The organism is Mucilaginibacter sp., assembly GCF_035492695.1.
Taxonomy (GTDB): domain Bacteria; phylum Bacteroidota; class Bacteroidia; order Sphingobacteriales; family Sphingobacteriaceae; genus Mucilaginibacter.
In genome coordinates, this window is the sequence record NZ_DATJJC010000032.1 from 218,394 (window position 1) to 238,331 (window position 19,938).

Sequence of the window (19,938 nt, forward strand, 5' to 3'; positions counted from 1 at the left end):
GTTAACTTTTGGCTAAGGGGTTTTTCTTCCATGCTTTAGAAAAATGTAAACTGACCATAATGGCCCGGTTATAAAGTTGGTTTACTGCGCTTATATTGATTAAGCCGTAGCCATACCTGATATCCAACTCAATCCTTCGCTGCTTAAATGGAAATTCCACGCCGCCGCCAAATTGCATGCCAGCGTCGAAACGATCAAATGCCCTGGACGAATTGTCAAACACTATGCTTGATGACTGGCCGTTTTGTTCAGTTTTTCCACTAACATTATAGGCAATAGACGGGCCTGCATTAATGTGGAATTTTCCGAAGTTATAGCGGGCTAGCACAGGTAGTTCCAACGCATTCAGGCGAATACCTGACTCGTCGTTGGTGAGCGCGTTGCCGTTTCTTAAGTTGCCGCCTTTGCGGATATAGTAAAATTCCATGACCATTGAGAAAGATGAGGTAATACCTCCCTGGAAAGATACACCTGCCTGAAGACCGTTAGCCGATTTCTTGTAATTTGAAACGGTACTGTTTTGATCGCCGTAATTGAAATTATTGCTAACGATATTGATCATAATATCGAAGTAAGTTTTCGCCGTTTTTATTTTGGTGGTACGTTGAATTGAGATGGTGTCTGTTGACTGGCCAAATGTGTTCATATTCAGGAAAACCATTGCTAATACAAGCGTTACCGATAATTTTTTCATGATAATTTTTTGATTGATTTAAATTGTATCACAAAATTATTTTCAGGCGACATGCCGGGATAGGACAATTACGGAGTTGAATCGGATATTGCTAAAGTTATAATTTGCTTTATTACAGTCAATTACGAGTGGTTTTTTTAAGAATTGTCCTGTATAACTATGGCACCGTCCTATAAGCGAGATGGCAGGTCGATTAGCTTTGTTGCTATTAACAAAGCATAAAAAAAATGAAAATAAAAATGAAACTGATTGCCGCCTTGAAGACATGGGTTGTGATCTATCCGTCTATTACCCTGTTTAATTTCCTTTTTGGAGAAGGATTGGCCAATTTCCCAGCTTACCAGCGTACCCTGATCCTAACGGTTACGCTAGTGCTCTGGATGATATTTGTAGCTATTCCATTTATCGACTTACTCATCGGAAAAATAAGTACCAAAACGGGCATGAAATAAATAAAAGGTATGAAAATGAAAGGGGCTGTTCCATTTATTGTGGAACAGCCCCTTTCATTTTCACATGATCAGCTGCTTACCAGGTTTTTATGATCTGCCCGGTCTGAGCTCCGAATATACTTTTGCGAAAGGCAAATTCTAATTCTGCCATCGTAGTCGGTATTTCGCCGGGAAAGTAGGGGAAATATTGCGGCGAATTCTCGATTACCGTTGGGCTAACTGCATTTATGCGGATACCATTTTCTAATTCGATCGCCGCACCACGTACAAAGCCTTCGACTGCGCCATTGGCTGCCGAAGCGTTTGCAAAATTTCTTTGCGGTTCTTCTGTAAGGGCCCCTGTAATCAAAGTGAACGACCCTTTCGGATTAATATAATGCTGGCCAATCAGCACAAGGTTGATCTGGCCCATCATTTTGCCCTCCACTCCGCTACGAAAAGCAGTATCGTCCAGCTTTTTCCAGGGGCCAACGAAGGTCGGCCCTGCGGTAGAAATCAGCGCGTCAAATTCACCGGCCTGTTTGAACATATTTTCAATGGAAGCAGTTGAAGTAATATCTGCTTGTATATCGCCGCCTTGACTAGCTACGCGAATGACCTGATGTTCTTTTTCCAAGACACTTACTAAGTGTTGTCCCATGGTGCCTGTTGCACCCACGATTATTATTTTCATTGTTGACTGTTTATGAATGCATTATACTGTTTTTTGCGGCCGGCGTACTGCATAATCGCGCCGGTCCCTGGTGATATTGACCCTTGTTGCTATAACAATTGTTCCAAAATCCTTCATAAATTACAGGTCAAAACTGTTCAGTGATTAGCTGCCTGGTAACACTTATGCCGGCAGTTGTTCCAGTTGCGATGGCATTGGCTACCGTACGGATCTTGCTGGCATTATCACCAATTGCCAATATGCCCGGAACATTTGTTGCTTGCGAAGAATCTACTTTAATGTAACCCTCTTCAGTTAGTGTACATCCCAAAAATTCAGGAAGTGAGCAAGCCTGTCGGAATGGACTACGAATGTAAGCGGCAGTAAGCGGAGTCCGTGCGTTATCGCTGAACAAAATATTCCGGATATACCCATTCTCGTGCTCCAATTTGGTAATTGGTTTTTCGATGACCTCAATTTTGCGATTCGCCAATTTTAACCGTTGCTCCCTCGTAAATTCAGTTGCGCCATTAGTGAAAATGGTAAGATCGTTTGTCCAGTTAGAAATGAGCATAACTAATTCATAAGCCTGTGTGCCATTCCCGACAATACCTGTTTTTTCATTCTTTACCTCATAACCGTGACAGAATGGACAATGCAGTACAGATATGCCCCAGCAAGCCGCCAAACCATCAATAGCAGGCAACATATCTCGTATGCCTGTGGCGAATATTACTTTTTTAGCAGAAAACGTTTCGCCGGAGGAAACGCCGATCTCGAACCCATTATTCATCTTTGCGGCTCTAATTGCCATTCCATCAAAAAATGTTACACTACTATACTCTTGTACTTGTTTCCTGCCAAGCTTTGCAATCCCAGCGGGGGTTTCACCGTCGCGGGTTAGAAAGTTATGAGAACGTGGAGTTTGGGCATTGCAAGGTTTACCGCTGTCAATGATCAATACTTTACGTAAAGCCCGTCCTAAAGCCATGCCTGCCGCAAGCCCTGAATAGCTTCCGCCTATAATTATGACATCAAATTGTTGTAGAGTTTTCATACGATTTGCTTTGTTGAACAAAGTTAGCTTAAACACAAAATCCTGAATAGGACGAAGAAAAGGTTCAATAGGATTTCTCTGAAATATCGAACCCATTGCGTGTTCGAAATGGTCTTCAGAAACACTGCTCAGACTGTTTTATAAATTCCCCGGGGAAGCTTTCAACTATAAATCAGATCGCATAAAAGAGATTAAGTATCAATATAATTATCCTGTAGTCTAAATAGATATTTTTAAGACCCGGCCAGAAAGACTTAAATAGAAAGGGCAAAGTCAGCTAAACCAATTTTATGTACCTTAAACAATTATGGTGTTTAATTCGGTATTAGTACAAACTTGGAATAGAAGGCGATAGTCCTCATTCTAATTTTTTTTAATCTTTCACTACGTTAGATCAAGACTACCTATCTTTCTTTCAGGCCTATATCGACCCCCATCCTACTCACACGCGCTAGTTTATGTCACCTAACGAATTCGCTGACGAGGGACATACCATAAAACGTCATTATGTTTTGTAGCTTATATTATTATAAGTAATTTTCAGCTATTATTCGTTGATCAAAAAATTAACTATCCTGCAGGTTGTGCCCTTGCTTGCCTTATTTTTTTGTTCGCTTATCCTGATCTTCAAAATATGATTGCCCGGCTTCAGATCGCTGCCCAGCAACAGATACCAGGGCAGGTGCAGCATGCCGCTCCATTGTGTATACAGATCCAGATTTTTGAATTTGCCGTTATCGATGGCGTAAGAAATAATGCCCGCGTCGGAGCCTGATACGATGGCTATCCCAACGGCTGTGCCTTTAAACGGCAATGATAATTCGGCACCCGGCGTACCCGAGCTTAATACCGGGATATTCACAAAACCTTCCCGCGTGGGCAATCCGTCCGAAGGTTGCCATTGGGGTGTGATGGTCCAGCCGCTTTTAAAAACAGCGTTTTTTATATTGTAATATTTGCCGTTTTGAAGGTTAGCTTTATCAAGTGGTTTTGGTAAGGATAGTGCCGGCCCAGGCAAACCGCCGGGCAGATGATCAAAGCAATCCTGTAACAGTCGCCTGATGGTGGCAAAATACAATTCCTGCCCGAATGCAGCCGGGTGAAGATCTTTAAAATCATCGTCCCAGCTAAACTCATGGTGACTCATTTTATCCCATACTTCCTTGCCAAGGTTAATAAAAGGGAGACGATAATAATGCGATAATAACCGGTGATTGGCGATCTCTGCCGGTACGATACCATTGTTGAAATCAGCCGTTTTTTCCGGGTCGGCGAAAGCCATCATTACAATATCCATATCCGGGTTGCTTTTTTTGGCGTGGCGGATGATCCCTTCGAGAGCGCGTACCTGGGTAATACTGTCCGTACTGTTTGCCCTGTCATTTACCGCAGCTTCAACAAACAGAAGATCTGTTTTGCCCGAATCCAGCACATCGCGCTGCAGTCTGAAAGCGTGAGGAAGACTCCCTAAAGATGGAATGCCGGCGGCAATAAAGCGGAACTTTGCGTTGGGAAACCGTTCTGTTAAATACCTGCACACCTTTTGCCGCCAGCCGGGGTTATAGGTGATGGATCCTCCAAGAAAAGTTACCGTAGCTTTTTTACGGGTTGTAATAACATTATAAAAATTCTTCAACCCGTTTGCCTTTTCATAGTAATTGCTGTATGGCAAAGTATTTTTTACGGGGTACGAGTTATCGGCTATAAAATCTGCGTAGTAAGCCGGCCTGTCGATAGGGAAATGATGCCCCATCAGTTCTTGTGGTCCTTTGGTCACCGGGTAAATGCTCATAGGGCCTCCGGCAGCTATATATTTTTGCGCAAACAGATAAGAGTTTTCGGCCGGGGGCGCCAATTTGTCGTCCAGGCCGATAACATGTAAAACAGGTACCCTGAACGATGCAAGGCCTTCCAGGTTGTCAATGGGGTTATCGTGGTATGTTATGGCCTCTTGCTCTGTAAAATGATAGACCGCTTTTAGCTGGCTCCACAAAGCGGTATCGCCTATGCCCTTTTCCTTACCGCCCGGCCAGCTTTTTATGTCGCATACCGGCGTTTCCGCGTAAACACAAGTAACTTTATCCGGGTTGCGTTTCGCCCAGCCATAAGCATATAAGGCGCCCCGGCTTACTGCTTCGAGCGCCACCCTCGAAGCAAGGTTTATTTTAGTGCTCAGGTACTCATAAAACTTATCCCAAACCTGCATGGCCTGCGGGCTACCGTATTGATCATCGTCGCTTATGTAGGCTATGTAAAAGCCTTTGGTAAGTAAAATACTATCCATATCGGTATGCCAGTCGGGAAATGAGGCCCGCCAAACCCATGGATTGCCCGGCAAGGCGTGGACAGGCTTCACATAGTAAGCATTGTGCCCTTCAATTGAAAACACAACCTTCTCAAATCCTTTCCATGAATTGTTTGCTGACCTATCCTGCCCATTGACAAATGCGAAAACGATAGTAAACAACAGGGTGAAGGCTAGCTTACGGCGCAATCTTGAAAACATTAGAAAATATCCGGGCATTGAATTAATTTTTACGGTTGCCTCAATATAGGCAAAAGCCCGTAATAAGAGCAAAAAACCATTCAAACAAATGGCTGCCCGGTGAGAATAGGCAGTTGGATAAAAAATAATGCGCCGTGCCGGGGCGCATTATTTAAACAGACAAGTCTGTTTTATAAAGGCTATATTTTTAGCCGATATTATTTTTCGATAAAAAGTCGCTGATATTCGCGGCTATTTCTTCGCCATACTCTTCCAGTGCAAAATGGCTGGTATTATAGGTAAACAACCCGGCGGCAGGAAGGTCTTTTTTATAGGCCAGGGCAGATGCTAGCGGGAAGAACGGATCGTTTTGCCCCCAAACCAGCAAGGTTGGCGGCTGGTGTGTCCTGAAATATTGCTGCCAGGTATCATATTCGCCTACATTGCTTGAGTAGTTGTGCAGCAAGTCGAGGTGTATATCTACCAGGCCGGGGCGGCTCAGGTAATACAGGTCACTCATGTAACCATCCGGATTGATCCTTGATGGGTCTTCGGCGCCGGTGAAGTAAAATATCTTTATACCATCCAGCGTCATTAATCCTCGTATCGGCTCTTCGTTTTCAGGTGTCCTGTTTTGCAGGAACGGCATGGCCACACCAAAAGCCGGACCGATACCTTCGGTATAAGCATTAGCATTCTGGATAATGAGTGATTGGATCAATTCGGGCCGGCGGGCGGCGATACGAAAGCCGACAGGGCCGCCGTAATCAAAGGCGTACAAACTGAATTGTTTGAGGCCGATCTGATCGACAAACTTCTCCATCGTTACCGAAAGGTTGTGGAAAGTATAAGCATAGTCTTCTTTGGAAGGCACGTCGCTGTTGCCAAAGGCCGGGTAATCGGGCGCGATAAGATGGTAATCATACTTCAGGTGATCGATGAGGTTGCGGAAACCGATGGATGAGGATGGGAAACCGTTCAGGAGTAAAATAGATGGCTTTGTTTTGTCGCCTGCCTCCCTGTAGAAAATATTAACACCGTCAACATTTTCGTTTTTGTAATAAACTGTTTGTTTTTTCATTTTGTTGTTAATTATCGTTTAAAACCTATGGATTGGAACCGATGAACACATCGGCTGAAAATGAATTATAATGAAGCCCCGCCAGCAGGGTACAGTAAATAAGAATATAGATCATCTGGAAAGTAACCACCTGCCAATCAGCCACCAGGCTTTTACCGAGCAGCAACATCAGCATTAAAATACACCCGGCCAACAGTACAGCATTTGTTGCCAGTCCAATGGTTAACGCCATACCTATAAACAATTCGGCGTAAGGCAGGGTATTTGCAAATCCGGTTAAAAGCCAAACCGGTATCCCCGAACTTTTAAATTCGTCCCTTATACCCCGGACAAATAATGCTGGTCCATTTTTAACACGCACCAATCCGTGCAGCCCGATGTTTAATCCCAACGCTACCCGTAGCAGCGTAAATGCATATATATAATTCATACAGACAAGTCTGTTCATTTTAGATAAAATTTTTTTACAATATTTTTTCAGCCATTTTGCGCGCTGTCTTCACAGGCCAGGCATCGCCATGAACCTTGTTAGTGATTAGCGCCGCGTCAAAAAGCATATATAATTCATCGGCCAGCTTTTCCTTATGTGCCGGTTTAAGTATCTCCCTGAACATAATACGAACATTATCCTTCTGTTTTTTTACCAATTCCGTCAGCCGCGGGGTACCTGTTGGTATCTCGGATGAGATATTAAGGAAATTACAGCCATAATATTCCTGCTGCCCCATCAGCGACGCCAGGAAATCAAATATCGCCAGTACCTTGCTTTTGGGCTCACGGTGGCTATCGGCCACAGCCTTCAGCGCATTATCGGTTTCAATGCCTTTGATGGTCAGGTATTCAACCAGCAGATCCTCCTTCGAATGAAAATGCTGGTACAGCGAAGCCTTGGCCACCCCCGCTTCCTCAATGATCTGGTTGATACCCGTGGCGTTATAGCCCTGCTTATAAAACAAACGCGAAGCGGTTTCGACGATCTGGTTTCGTACCTGGTTCCTTTTCATGATGCAAACATAAATATTATTTATAAAACAGACAAGTCTGTTCAATTTTATTTTACAAAAAAAAATTTAACAATTAGTCTCAACGTACTAGGTTGATGCACGTTATATCAAATCAAAACAACACTTTGCCGATATTATCGATAATGTGATGGAGTTATTGGATTAGCCCCTTATTTAAGGTAGGCATTCGGCACATTCGGCGGCATATAATCCATCCCGTAGGCATACTTCATCAATACCGATACGGTTTCGGCTACGGTAATATCTTTACGGTGCATCTGGGGCAGCAGCCCCATCATGGCATAGCTAATTGGGTTAACAGCAGGGATAAATGTTTCCCATTCATAGCCCTTACCCCATATTAATCCTTTTACGCTGACTGAGAGATCGGCACCCTGATCCAGCAGGAACTTCATCACATCCTTTGAGTTATTGCTGTTTTGGTTTACGGTATGAAAAATTGGTGTATGCCCGCCGAACCCATACTCGTCGAAGCCGGCCCTGGCGTTGATATCAGCTCCATGGCTCACCAGCAGTTCGGCGCAATTGATGCTGTTATATTCTGCACAGAAATGTAAAAGCGTGGCGCCCAGCAACGGGGTGTAAGTATTATTGAAACGGGAGTACGTTTGACTAATAAGGGTTGGGTTAACCTTGAGCACCTGTTCCAGCTTAACCGCATCGTCAGTAAAAACAGCCAGCAGGGCGGGCAGGTCGAATTGAACGCCATGATCGATAAACGCCTGCACGCATTCCTTGAACCGGGGGCTGCGCGTATACATTTCCACCATCATCGTGAACAGGGGCATACCGTCATTCAGCCAGTCATTAGGGCTGCCTCCCTGCTCAAAATAACGGCGGATACCTTCGGGCGAATGCACCTCGATTTCGTATAATATTTGATCGTTACCGGCTGGCATAATAATATTAAAATTAAAAAATAACCCTGATAAAATAATCAAATGCAAAAATCAAAAAATGGTAAAATAGTATTACCTGCCAATGGCTTATGCATCTAATTTTAGGTCGTTCCATTATAACCTGTTTATATGAAAAACTTATACCTGTTATTATTCCTGGTGGCGTTGATATCCGGCACAACAAATACTTTCGGACAAAACACGGCCCCGCAATTGGTTACCGCTGGCGCCACGCCCGAAGCGAAGGAGCTTTACGCCTATATCAACAGCATTTCGGGCAGGCGAACTATGGCAGGGCAACACTCGGTTCCCCTGCTTGGCGGGGCCAGGCTGAGCGAGGTGTACCGGGTAGCCCACGAATACCCGGCGGTTTTCGGGCAGGACTTTGGTTTTAGCTTCCCGGGCGACTGGGACGGCATCAATTACCGGCAGAATTTGGTAGACGAGGCCATCAGGCGCAATAGCGAAGGATTTATTATTACCCTGATGTGGCATGCGGTACCGCCTACCATGGATGAGCCGGTAAGTTTTAAAGAAGCTATACAAAGCCAGCTGACCGATGCGCAATGGAACGAGCTGGTTACGCCAGGCACGCATTTGAACGAAAAATGGAAATCGCAGGTGGATGTGATAGCCTTTTTTTTGAAACAGCTGCAATACGCGCATGTGCCTGTACTTTGGCGGCCTTATCACGAAATGAACGGCGGCTGGTTTTGGTGGGGTAAAAAGAAGGGCGATAACGGTTATAAAAAATTATATAAAATGCTTTACGACCGGCTGGTGAATTTCCACGGGCTGAAGAACCTGGTATGGGTGTATAACACCAATGAATTTAAGCCTGGTGTGGACCGGCTGGACGAATACTACCCGGGCGACGATGTGGTTGATATTATTACCACCGATGTTTACACCCAGGGCTTTGACCAGGAGAACTATGACCAGATAATCAAACTGGCAGGCAATAAGCCCGTGGCATTGGGCGAAGTGGGTACCATACCGACGCCGGAGATATTGCAAAAACAACCCCGCTGGACCTGGTTTATGTTTTGGGGCGATCCGGGCGGACCGTCATTCCAAACTTACAGGTCGGAGCAGGTGATCAAATTAAAGGATCTGCCCTGGGTTAAGGTAAAGGATCCCAGGATGTTTTACCCGGTGATAAAGTAAGGCCTCAACCAACAATATGTCATTTCGGCGAGGAACGAGCAGAAATCTTGAACATAGCGCATAACAACTTCGCGGCGCATGAGATTTCTCTTCGCTCCCTGGCGCTTTCCTTCCTCCTCATCGAAATGACATTTTATTATTCTTTCCTAATCGCCTTATTCCTGATAAAAAATACCGCCATGGATGCGCCCAAAAAGGCAAGCCCGGCAGAGAGGCGCATAATGTTGGCGTAAGCGGATATGAAAGCTTCGTGGTAAGCTTTTTCAACAGCCGGGCTTTGCTTCGGGTCGATGCCCTTCGGGACTTTGGCGTTGCCGAGGTTGGCAGCCTGCGCCATTATCTCCTGTTTTTGTGCAGCCTTTACCGGAACAGATTTAATCCGATCCTGCAATGCGCCTGAAAAGAAAAGCACTGCCAGCGCCCCGAAAATAGCATTGGCAAACACATTAGAGATACGTGTCATCGCATTGTTGATGCCCGAAGCCGTACCCGAAAAATGATCGCTTACCGATGCCATAACCGTGGCCGTTAACGGTGCAACGGTGAGCGCCATGCCCAGGCCAAATACCAGTATGCCGGGGAAAAAGGTTGTCCAGTATTCGGACGCGCCCCGGGTTTGGCCCACGAATGATAAAAGCAGCAAGCCCGCCCCGGCCGCGGCAGGCCCGAAAATGAGGAACATGCGTGGACCGAACTTATCTGCCCACGCCCCGGCAAAACGGGCAATACCGATCATCAAAACAGTAAACGGCAAAAATGTAAGTCCGGATTGGAGCTGCGTATATCCCTGGGCCTGTACCATGTTGAGCGAAAGAAACAGCATACCTGCGCCAAGACCGGCGTAAAGGAAAAAAGTAAGCAAGTTGATGCCGCTAAACGTCTTATTTAAAAACAAAGTCAGCGGCATCATGGGGTGCTTGCCTTTATGCTCGATGATAATAAAAGCGATCAATAACAACACCCCCATAATTAGCGAGCCGTACACCTGCCAATGAGTAAACCCAAGCGCAGGAACGCGCAGGAAGCCGAAGGTAAGCAGGGCAAGGCCCAACGCGATGGTAACAGCTCCCGCGAAATCAACCGCCTGATCGGCGCCTTCATCCCGGGTTTCATTTACTTTTCGCCACAGGATAAACAGCGATATTATACCGATAGGTATGTTAATAAAGAATATATAGCGCCAAAGCCCGGCGTCGGCAAGGGCGCCGCCGAGTACCGGGCCTGCCAGTATCAAAACAGTGGTAAAGGCCGACCATGTGCCTATAGCCTTGCCCCGCTCCTTTTCGTCGATCGATGTGGAGATGAGGGACAGGCTGCCGGGGATCATCAGCGCCCCGCCTACCCCCTGCACCAGGCGAAATGCGATTAAGTAGAACACATCCGGCGCAAAGCCGCAAGCCATGGAGCCGATCATAAACAGCAGGATGCCCCACATAAATATCTTTTTCCGGCCCAATTTATCGCCGAGCGATCCGCCAACTAAAATAAGAGCCGCCAGGATAAGCAGGTAAGCATTCAGCAGCCAGAAAAGATCGGCAGCGGTTGCGTTAAGGTCCTTCTGCAGGGCAGGCAGCACCACGTTAAGAGCAGTACCGTCGATAAAAGCCATAGACGAGGCCAGGATAGTGGATACCATCACCCATTTACCCGCCGGACTGCCAAGTACAACTGTTGCCATCAGGTTAAAGGTACGAAGCCGTTTATAAAGAAAGCGTCATTTCGGAAGATATCAGCAATGCTTTTCGAAATGACACTATTCTTCTATCCAACCAGTCAATAATCTCCCTGGGGTATCGGTTCGGTTATCATCTTTTCACCCTTTACATCGTAATAAGAACACAACATGGTTTGCGTGTTAACCTCCCAATGATGTACCCCGTTTGCTGCCGCCAGGGCGCAAATGCCGGGAAAATCGGACCTGCCTGCCTGGTGGTCACGGATATCCTTTTTCATTTTAGCTGTTAATGGTTTAGGACCTATTTTTTTAATGGGATAGATCGGCGGGGCCTCGGTCTGGAAATTATCCGGGCCGAAATAAATTGTGCGTCCGTCGTCAACCATAAATTCATATTTAATAAGGCCCAATGCTTTAATTTCCTGTACGTACCCGGGGAAATCTGCCCCCGAGCGGACTTTTGAATGTGCTGCTTTGATTTGTTGTACTGTGAACATTTTTTTGAGTTTTAATACAACAAAATTACCCAGGCTGGCCGGCCTGGAATTGTAAAAAAACGTTTATTTCACTTTCCCTGAAGACAGGTTTTTTAGATACTGACCTGGCGTGACCCCTGTAAAGTCCTTGAAATCGCGAATAAAATGAGCCTGGTCGTAGTGATTCATCCGGTAATCATGCTGCACCGTTATGGAGGATTGCATAGCGATGAGCGAAGATTTCATGCGGATGATATTAGCGAATTTTTTGGGCGTTGTGCCGACAACCTGGCGGAAACGTTTTTCGAGCGGGCTTTTGCTGGTATAAAGTTTTTCGGCAAGATCAACCATGCGGATATTGCCCTGTGCCAGGTGTATTTGTTCAATGGCGGACGCAACCAGCAAATCATTGCGGCGCGGCTGTAACCTTGTCATTAAAAACTGCTCGACCAGAATAATTCGTTTCTCATCGCTTTCAGCCGCAGAGAGCTGTTCCTCCAGGGCCGACAATTGCTCCCGCTTCACAAAATGTTCGAGTGAAAGGCTCTCATTATACAACTCGTACAGCGGTTCATGAAAAAAGAACGAAGCCCCTCCCTCTTTAAAGATGACCAGCACCGTACCTGTATTGGCTGTATTTTCGAAAACCCTGAAGCTGTGGAGTATCCCGGTGATACCGGACGATGCCAGCCTGATAGCAACATTATCATTGTGAAAAGCCAACTGCCCCCGGTACTGGAAACCCATTACCAGTGACGTACCGGGTAATACAGTATAGGACTGTGCCTGCCCGCTCTCCGAAACCATAAGGCTTTGGACGTAAGGTTTTAAAGCAGTACAGGGAATGTAAGACTTCATTAAGATAAAAATAGGGAATTGACCGCAATTCCTACCTTACCTGAATGTTAAACCGCGAAAGTTTTGTGTTTTTTACCGGATTCGATAATTAAAGCGGAAATGCCTATTTCGGCAACTTTCTTCAATTCATCCATCGTTACATCGTATTTTTTTGCCCAATACTCGTCTTTGAAGGCTTCCTGGAGTTTTTCTTCCTGTTTAACCTCTTTTGCTGCTTGAACGTTGTTTTCCATGGATCAATGAATTTGATTGTGTGAATTACTAACCGAGCAAAGGTATTGCTACAGAATTAACTCATCATTGTTTTTGTGTTAAATTAATGTTAACAATCTCCGGCGCAATCGGCCTCTCCGATAACACCTGGTGTGCTATTTTAGTTTTATTTATTCTTTTCCTTACTTTAGTTGCATGAGAAGAACCGTCCTGCTAACAATTATCCTTTTATGCTTTTTTGCTTATTCCAAAGCGCAAATAAAGGCCGCGAGAATATTTGGCGACCACATGGTGTTACAACGCAACCAGCCGGTGCCCGTTTGGGGAACATCCGCCAAAAATGCAAAAGTAACCGTGACCTTTAACGGGCAAACCGTGAGCGCCAAAGCAGACAGCAAGGGCGACTGGAAAGTGACCCTGCAGCCAATGAAAGAAGGTGGCCCGTATAACATGGACATCGCCTCGGGAAAAGAGACGCTGCACTACAGCGATGTGATGATGGGCGAAGTTTGGCTGTGTTCGGGCCAGTCGAATATGGAATTTGTGCTGCAAAGCGCGCAAGGGTTTAAAGCAGAGCAAAAAGTAGCCCGGGAACAAACCATCAGGCAGTTTTTAGTGAAACATACCATGAGCCTGACGCCCGACAAGGACTTTTCGGAAGGGCAATGGGTACGGGCCGACACCAATACGGTGGCATACTTTACCGCTGTCGGTTATTTCTTCGCCAAAAAAATATCGCAGCAATTACATGTTACCGTTGGGCTGATCCACAGCAGTTGGGGCGGCACGCAGGCCGAATGCTGGATAAGCCGCGAGTCGATGCTGACCGACCCCAACCTGGCTGCCGGGGTAAAACGAATGCCGAAAACATGGGACGGTTTAAAATTACAGGTTGACAGTATTATAAGGGCGTACGCTTTTCAAAATACTGCCCCTGCAACCTATAATATAGCTCAACTTGCCACACAGCCGGCTTCCTTTTTTGATAAATGGCAAAAAGGCGGCGTAGGTGCATGGGAATGGCAGGGCCGGTGGGCATCGTACCGGGGCTCCGGTTTTATGCAGCGCACTGTCAAACTTGATAATAGTTATGCCAATAAAACTTCGATACTGCACCTTGGTTTGACCGATGCGGATATGCAATTGTATATCAACGGCAACCCGATAAAACCAACCATGGTTAACGGCAATTTCCAGGTTGACCTGCCGGCAGGGACATGGAAAGGCGGCGATAACAGCCTGGTAATGGAACTATTGTCGCTGCAGAAAAACCCATCGTGGTTTGGCCTGGGTATTTATGGCGACTGGACGAACGTTTACACCCGTTTCCCGGACACAACAGTTAATCTTTCGGACTTCAACTGGCGCGTAATGCCCGACCTATCCAAACCCTACCATTTCGATTTTAGTCCAAATAACAGCGTTGGCACACTTTACAATGCGATGATAGCGCCGGTGATACCTTACGCCATAGCCGGGGTGTTATGGTACCAGGGCGAGGCCAATGCCGGCAAGGCTTATCAGTACCGCACTACTTTCCCGCTGCTGATAAACGACTGGCGCAAGCAATGGGGGCGGCAGTTCCCGTTCCTGTTCGTACAACTGGCATCGTGGGGCACCATGCCGAACAGCAACCAGGGCAGCGATTGGGCCGAATTGCGCGAAGCGCAAACCATGGCATTAAAACTGCCTAATACAGCCATGGCGGTTACTACCGATATTGGCGACGCTAATAATATCCACCCAACGGATAAGGCAGATGTGGGATACCGGCTTGCCTACGAGGCGTTGAACTCTGTTTATAACACCCCGAACGAGAACCGCAGCCCGTTATTTAAGGCCGCCGATTTTAAGGATGGCTACGCTGTGGTGAGTTTAACCAACGCCGATGACGGGTTGATGGCTAAAGACCAATATGGCTACATCAAAGGATTTGAACTGGCAGGGGCCGACCATAAATTCTACTTCGCGAAAGCAGAAATAGAGGGCAGTAAGGTAAAAGTATGGTGCAGCCAGGTACCACAGCCTGTGACGGTCAGGTATGCCTGGACCAACGCGCCTGTAGAGGCCAACTTATTCAACAAGGAAGGTTACCCGGTTGGGCCTTTCCGCTCGGACGACTGGAAGGGTGTGACGGAGGGGAAATGACGAATTGCAGATCCTGACTTTATTAGCATGGGCCCATGATCTATTTCTTTTCCTCTTCCTTTTCAGCTTCCAAACGTACTTTCTTAAGGTCGGTACGGATAAGCGCGAACAAACTCATATAAACATTAGCGATAAATACCAGTGAAAACCCGGCTATGATATAGCCCCGCCAGCCGGTGTATAATAACTGGTAGCCTGTGATGAGGAGCATAATAACGGTTACATAATGGCTGAAACAATACTCGCAGGTAAATAGATAAAAAAACTTACGCCCGGCCAGGCTTTTGCTTTCGTGGCAGCGTTTTACGCAATACTCCCGTGGTTCGCGAAAAACTTCTTCATGCGTAACCGTCCAGGCGATACAAGCTATCGGTATAGCGAGTATAAAAAGCCAAACTATCTGCGTGCTTAATTCCATAAACAATCAAATAGCCAGGAGGCTGAAAATGTTTTGGTTACAGCCGGTTTTCCCCGACATGTAAGGCCCGGCCGGGGGCCTTGTTCGTTACCGAACACGAGTTTATCAAAACCGCACACAAACAAGACATCATCTTTATAGAAAATACTGACTATAAACCAGTTATACCCATGGCATATTTCTTGACGGCTGTACGCAAACACAACCCGGCCAACATGAAAGCCATTATTACAATTATTGCCCTGTGCGTTACTGCCAATTGCTTTGCGCAGCAGAAAACCATTACCGAAAAAGACCTTGCGCCCGTCAACCGTACAGTTAGTCTTGGGATGGATGGTGCCGCACAGGTGATACATTTGGACGCAAAAGATGATGATGGCGTGGCGTGGATAAAGGGGACACAGTTTACTGAGGGCACCATTGAGGTTGACATTAAGGGCAAAGATGTGCTTCAGCATAGTTTTGTCGGCATTGCTTTTCATGGCGCCGATAATAAAACTTTTGAGGTGATCTATTTCAGGCCGTTCAATTTCAGAGCTTCGGATGATGTCCGAAAATCCCACGCCGTGCAGTATGTCGCCTTGCCTGGGTACGACTGGGAAAAACTGCGCACCGAACACCCCGGACAATACGAAAAGCCGGTTGAGCCTGCGCCTGAACCTAACGAATGGTTCCACGCGAGGATAGAAATACAGAGTAACATTGTCAAAGTATTTGTGAACGGCAACGCTACCCCATCGCTCACGGTACAGGAACTTGTGCATACCAACGGCAAAATGATAGGCTATTGGGTAGGCAATACTTCGGACGGCAATTGGAAGAACATAAAAATCAGCCCTGCTAACCACTAATTAACCAGCGATTTAACTTTTTTTAACATAAATTAACAATCCGACAGTTTGTATCCTAAGCTTTTAGTTTTACTTTAGGGGCTCCTAACATTACCTTATGCGATCAACACTCTTACTCTGCCTGTTTCTTTCCCTCATTTCGTTATCCGTATCCGCACAAAGCAATTATGCTGTAAAAGGTGTTATAGCCGATAGTGTTGAGCATGCAAAACTTGGCAATGCCTCGGTGGCCATACTTGAAGCCAAAGACTCGATATTGGTCAAGTTTACCAGGACTACCGAAAACGGTGCATTTTCAATGGCCGGCCTTACCAAAGGGAAATTTATCCTGCTGGTATCCTACCCCGATTATGCAGATTATGTTGAACCGTTCAGCCTCGATTCATTGAAGCCGGAGCACCGTTTTGGCAATATCAATATGAACCTGAAATCGCGCCTGCTGCAGGAAGTGATCGTAAAGGGAACGGCGGCACAGATCAAAATAAAAGGCGACACGACTGAATTTAATGCCCGTGCCTTTGTTACCCAGCCAAATGCCAAGGTTGAGGACCTGCTGAAGCAATTGCCCGGCATACAGGTGGATAAGGACGGTAAAATTACCGCCCAGGGCGAAACCGTGAACAAGGTGCTGGTGGACGGCGAAGAATTTTTTGGCGACGACCCTACCCTGGTGACCAAGAACCTGCGCGCCGACATGGTGGACAAAGTACAACTGTATGATAAAAAAAGCGACCAGGCTACTTTTACGGGGATAGACGACGGCCAGCGCACCAAGACACTTAACATTAAACTGAAAGAGGATAAAAAGAACGGCTATTTCGGCAAGGCGGACGTGGGTGCGGGTAACGATGGGTATTACCAGGGACAGGTACTTTTTAACCGGTTTAAGGGGAAACAAAAGTTTTCAGTATATGGCACGGTGGGCAACGACGGGAAAACGGGCCTGGGATGGCAGGACAGTCAAAAGTACGGCGGGGGCAGCGACAATGTGCAGGTAGTTGACGATGGCGTAATGTTTCTTAGCGGGGGTGGCGACGACCTGGACTCGTGGAACGGGAACTACGATGGCAAGGGTATCCCGATAGCCCGTACAGGCGGCGCGCACTATGATACCAAGTGGAACGGCGACAAGGAATCACTGAACGGGAACTACAAGATCGGATCGCTGACGGTGGACGGCACTGACAATAACATATCACAAAACAACTATTCGCTTACGGGTGTGCAAAACACCAATTCGGATCAGAAATATCATAACTACCTGTTCAGGCAGAAACTGGACGCAACCTATAAGCTGAAGATCGATACCACATCGGACCTGAAGTTATATGCAGACGGTACATCAAAAAATAGCCAGACACTGAGCGATTACCACTCCTCTACAACCGATGGCGACGGAAACCTGGTAAACAATAACATCAGGAAGGTTAAAAACAACGTGGATACCAAAATATTTGATATCAGCGCATTCTACACTAAAAAGTTCAAAAAGAAGGGCCGCACGTTTTCGTGGAACATCAGCGAAAGCTACAATGAAAGTAACGCCAAAGGGAACTTGTATTCGGACATTACATCGTACACTTACAACCCGAATACCAGCCACGATAGTATAGTGGATCAGTATAAAACAAACGACCTGAAAAGTTCGGTACTGAATAGTAACATGACCTACACCGAACCCCTGTCAAAGTTTACCTCGGTGATATTTAATTACGGGCTTGGCATAGCCAATAGCAGCGCCGACCGGAAATCGTTCAACCAATCGGCACCAGGCGTATATAATGTGCTTGACAATACTTACAGCAACGACTACAAACTGAGCGACCTTTCAAACCAGGGCGGGGCCGTAGTAAATTACAAAAAAGGCAAGGTCACCTTAAATTTTGGCAGCAAGGTTACCTTTGTGAATTTCGACCAAACTAACTTGTACACAGGCGACGAGTTTAAAAGAACTTTCGTAAACTGGGCGCCGCAGGCTTTCATCAGGTACGACATTACCAAACAGTCGGGCTTTAACATTAATTACAGCGGAAAAACAACCCAGCCGACGGTTGACCAGATACAACCCGTACTGGTGAACAGCGACCCGCTGAATATTGTGCTGGGAAATCCCAATCTAACCCCATCATTCACTAATAACTTCCGTATCAATTATCATTCATACAAGGTATTGACCGACCAATACCTGGGGATTTACGGCAACTTTTCATTCATAACAAACCCGATAGTGAACAGTTCTGTTACAGATACCTCGGCAACTGCTATTATACGTGGCCGTACCACTACCCAATACATTAACCTGGATAAAAAGCCTTATAACTATTATGGGGGTTTATATTTCGGGCGGAAAATTCCATTAGCCGGCCTGCAAATAGGGCTGAACCTGAATGCCAACGGCAGCAAAAATTATAACTTATCCAATAACGAGCTGAATATTATAACATCCAACTCCTACTCGCCAAGTTTCCAGGTATCAAGGTATGCCGAGAAAAAGTTCAACGTGAACATTAATTTCGGCCCAACTTACACCACCGGGGGCTCGTCGCTCCAAAAAACCAGCAATAATGGGCATGGGTTCCAGGGGTACGGCGAATTTGGCGTGTACCTGCCGGGAAAATTCCAGATCAGTTCGGACGCAAACTATCAATACACTTCGAAAACACAAACCTTCCCGACCGACTATTCGCGGGTGTTGTGGAACGCCAAACTCATAAAAAGCTTTACCAAGGAGGAAAGTTTTAAATTATCGCTGGCCTGCAACGATATCCTGAATCAAAATTCGGGATTTGACCGCGGATCGAGCGGTACCCTGATAACACAGGACAGGTACACCACCATCAAAAGGTTTTTCCTGGTGGAATTTATATGGGAATTTAATCACGTTGGCGGGGGTGCCCCAAAAAAATAACGCTATGAAACACACATTCATCATTTTTATCGTGCTGTTGCTTACCGGCAATATGATTTTTGCCCAGCACGCTCATTTTACCACATCGGGCACCATAGAGTTTAACCGGAACATGAATATGTATGCCCTGTTAAAGAAAAGGATCAACCCGGACAATGAAGCCTTTATGCAGCCTTTTGTAGATAATTTCATGAAGAATAATCCGCAATTTAAAGTATTGAAGAGCACTTTGTCGTTCACGAACAACAAAACGATATTTAACCCGATAGAGCCGGAAACCACCTCGAATAATTTCTTTGGCGATGAACCCATGACCACACAAAACAACGTCATTTATACCGACCTTTCGACCAACAGCCAGGTAAGCCAGAAAAAGGTTTTTGAGGAGACCTTCCTGGTGAAAGACAGTACGCGGAAGATACGGTGGAAAATAACCGACGAAACCCGCGAAATAGCCGGTTACAACTGCCGCAGGGCCAATGCCATTGTGTGCGACTCGATTTACGTAGTAGCTTTTTACTCTACTGAGATCCCAGTTTCGGGCGGGCCGGAAAATTTCAGCGGCTTGCCGGGCATGATCCTGGGTGTGGCGCTGCCGCATGAAAATATTACCTGGTTTGCAACCAAAGTAACCGACACCACGCTGCCGCCGAATACGGTTGTACCACCCAAAAAAGGAAAAGCTGCCGACAACGCGTCGTACCGGGAAACATTGCTGAAAGCCACAAAGGATTGGGGACAGTGGGGGCAAACTTATATCAAAGGGTTTTTGCTGTTGTAATTGCCGATCAAAAAAATCTAAATAAAGCAGGCTCCTGTACAGTTTACAGGGGCCTTTTTTTATTGCCCCCGTAACCGGTGGTTAAAGAACCCCTATTG

The 19,938-nt window shown here is 46.1% G+C and carries 19 protein-coding genes; 6 read left to right on the forward strand and 13 right to left on the reverse strand.

The features are described from left to right. Position 1: 1 nt before the first annotated feature. Positions 2–694, reverse strand: a complete 693-nt coding sequence (locus VL525_RS19935; protein ID WP_325388957.1) for a porin family protein — start codon at positions 692–694, stop codon at positions 2–4. A gap of 239 nt (positions 695–933) precedes the next feature. On the opposite strand from VL525_RS19935, the gene VL525_RS19940 reads away from it, so the two are divergent. Beyond that, positions 934–1,146: a hypothetical protein gene (locus tag VL525_RS19940; RefSeq protein ID WP_325388959.1), complete on the forward strand. Its 213-nt coding sequence runs from the start codon at positions 934–936 to the stop codon at positions 1,144–1,146. 76 nt (positions 1,147–1,222) lie between these two features. Here VL525_RS19940 and VL525_RS19945 read toward each other — a convergent pair whose 3' ends face one another. From VL525_RS19945 to VL525_RS19975, 7 genes are all read right to left on the reverse strand, one after another. Next, on the reverse strand, positions 1,223–1,819 hold the full coding sequence (locus tag VL525_RS19945) for a short chain dehydrogenase (RefSeq protein WP_325388961.1): 597 nt from the start codon (positions 1,817–1,819) through the stop codon (positions 1,223–1,225). 127 nt (positions 1,820–1,946) lie between these two features. Next, a complete protein-coding gene (locus tag VL525_RS19950) occupies positions 1,947–2,951 on the reverse strand; it encodes an NAD(P)/FAD-dependent oxidoreductase (RefSeq protein WP_325388963.1) in 1,005 nt (334 codons plus the stop codon). A 451-nt stretch (positions 2,952–3,402) separates the two neighbouring features. Continuing rightward, on the reverse strand, positions 3,403–5,379 hold the full coding sequence (locus VL525_RS19955; protein WP_325388965.1) for an SGNH/GDSL hydrolase family protein: 1,977 nt from the start codon (positions 5,377–5,379) through the stop codon (positions 3,403–3,405). 169 nt (positions 5,380–5,548) lie between these two features. Then, complete coding sequence (locus VL525_RS19960) at positions 5,549–6,421, reverse strand: alpha/beta hydrolase (RefSeq protein WP_325388967.1); 873 nt, start codon at positions 6,419–6,421, stop codon at positions 5,549–5,551. Positions 6,422–6,446: 25 nt separating this feature from the next. Then, positions 6,447–6,869 carry a hypothetical protein gene (locus VL525_RS19965; RefSeq protein ID WP_325388969.1) on the reverse strand — a complete coding sequence of 141 codons (423 nt, stop codon included), beginning with the start codon at positions 6,867–6,869 and terminating at the stop codon, positions 6,447–6,449. A gap of 16 nt (positions 6,870–6,885) precedes the next feature. Next, positions 6,886–7,425, reverse strand: coding sequence for a TetR/AcrR family transcriptional regulator (locus VL525_RS19970; protein ID WP_325388971.1), 540 nt, complete (start codon positions 7,423–7,425; stop codon positions 6,886–6,888). Positions 7,426–7,595: 170 nt separating this feature from the next. Then, positions 7,596–8,345, reverse strand: coding sequence for an ankyrin repeat domain-containing protein (locus VL525_RS19975; RefSeq protein ID WP_325388973.1), 750 nt, complete (start codon positions 8,343–8,345; stop codon positions 7,596–7,598). Between the two features lie 129 nt (positions 8,346–8,474). Here VL525_RS19975 and VL525_RS19980 point away from each other — a divergent pair, with 129 nt between their 5' ends. Further along, positions 8,475–9,512 carry a glycoside hydrolase family 26 protein gene (locus VL525_RS19980; RefSeq protein ID WP_325388976.1) on the forward strand — a complete coding sequence of 346 codons (1,038 nt, stop codon included), beginning with the start codon at positions 8,475–8,477 and terminating at the stop codon, positions 9,510–9,512. A gap of 136 nt (positions 9,513–9,648) precedes the next feature. On the opposite strand, the gene VL525_RS19985 is transcribed toward VL525_RS19980, so the two are convergent. The 4 genes from VL525_RS19985 to VL525_RS20000 form a co-directional block, all read right to left on the reverse strand. Beyond that, complete coding sequence (locus tag VL525_RS19985) at positions 9,649–11,190, reverse strand: MFS transporter (protein WP_325388978.1); 1,542 nt, start codon at positions 11,188–11,190, stop codon at positions 9,649–9,651. A gap of 95 nt (positions 11,191–11,285) precedes the next feature. Then, positions 11,286–11,684 (reverse strand): DUF1398 domain-containing protein, encoded by a 399-nt coding sequence (locus VL525_RS19990; RefSeq protein ID WP_325388980.1) that lies wholly within the window; start codon positions 11,682–11,684, stop codon positions 11,286–11,288. Between the two features lie 63 nt (positions 11,685–11,747). Then, the gene (locus tag VL525_RS19995) at positions 11,748–12,521 is read right to left on the reverse strand and encodes an AraC family transcriptional regulator (RefSeq protein WP_325388982.1); all 774 of its coding nucleotides are present in this window, start codon (positions 12,519–12,521) and stop codon (positions 11,748–11,750) included. A 47-nt stretch (positions 12,522–12,568) separates the two neighbouring features. Further along, positions 12,569–12,754 (reverse strand): hypothetical protein, encoded by a 186-nt coding sequence (locus tag VL525_RS20000; protein WP_325388984.1) that lies wholly within the window; start codon positions 12,752–12,754, stop codon positions 12,569–12,571. A gap of 175 nt (positions 12,755–12,929) precedes the next feature. Here VL525_RS20000 and VL525_RS20005 point away from each other — a divergent pair, with 175 nt between their 5' ends. Next, a complete protein-coding gene (locus VL525_RS20005) occupies positions 12,930–14,882 on the forward strand; it encodes a sialate O-acetylesterase (RefSeq protein WP_325388986.1) in 1,953 nt (650 codons plus the stop codon). 40 nt (positions 14,883–14,922) lie between these two features. Here VL525_RS20005 and VL525_RS20010 read toward each other — a convergent pair whose 3' ends face one another. Then, positions 14,923–15,300, reverse strand: a complete 378-nt coding sequence (locus tag VL525_RS20010; protein WP_325388988.1) for a hypothetical protein — start codon at positions 15,298–15,300, stop codon at positions 14,923–14,925. Positions 15,301–15,470: 170 nt separating this feature from the next. Between VL525_RS20010 and VL525_RS20015 the strand changes: the two genes are divergently transcribed. The 3 genes from VL525_RS20015 to VL525_RS20025 all read left to right on the forward strand — a co-directional run bounded on the left by VL525_RS20015 (position 15,471) and on the right by VL525_RS20025 (position 19,840). Further along, positions 15,471–16,151, forward strand: coding sequence for a family 16 glycoside hydrolase (locus tag VL525_RS20015; protein WP_325388990.1), 681 nt, complete (start codon positions 15,471–15,473; stop codon positions 16,149–16,151). Between the two features lie 97 nt (positions 16,152–16,248). Then, entirely contained in the window at positions 16,249–19,059 is a 2,811-nt protein-coding gene (locus VL525_RS20020; RefSeq protein WP_325388992.1) for an outer membrane beta-barrel protein, read from the forward strand. A 4-nt stretch (positions 19,060–19,063) separates the two neighbouring features. Beyond that, positions 19,064–19,840: a GLPGLI family protein gene (locus tag VL525_RS20025; RefSeq protein ID WP_325388994.1), complete on the forward strand. Its 777-nt coding sequence runs from the start codon at positions 19,064–19,066 to the stop codon at positions 19,838–19,840. Positions 19,841–19,938: the final 98 nt, after the last annotated feature.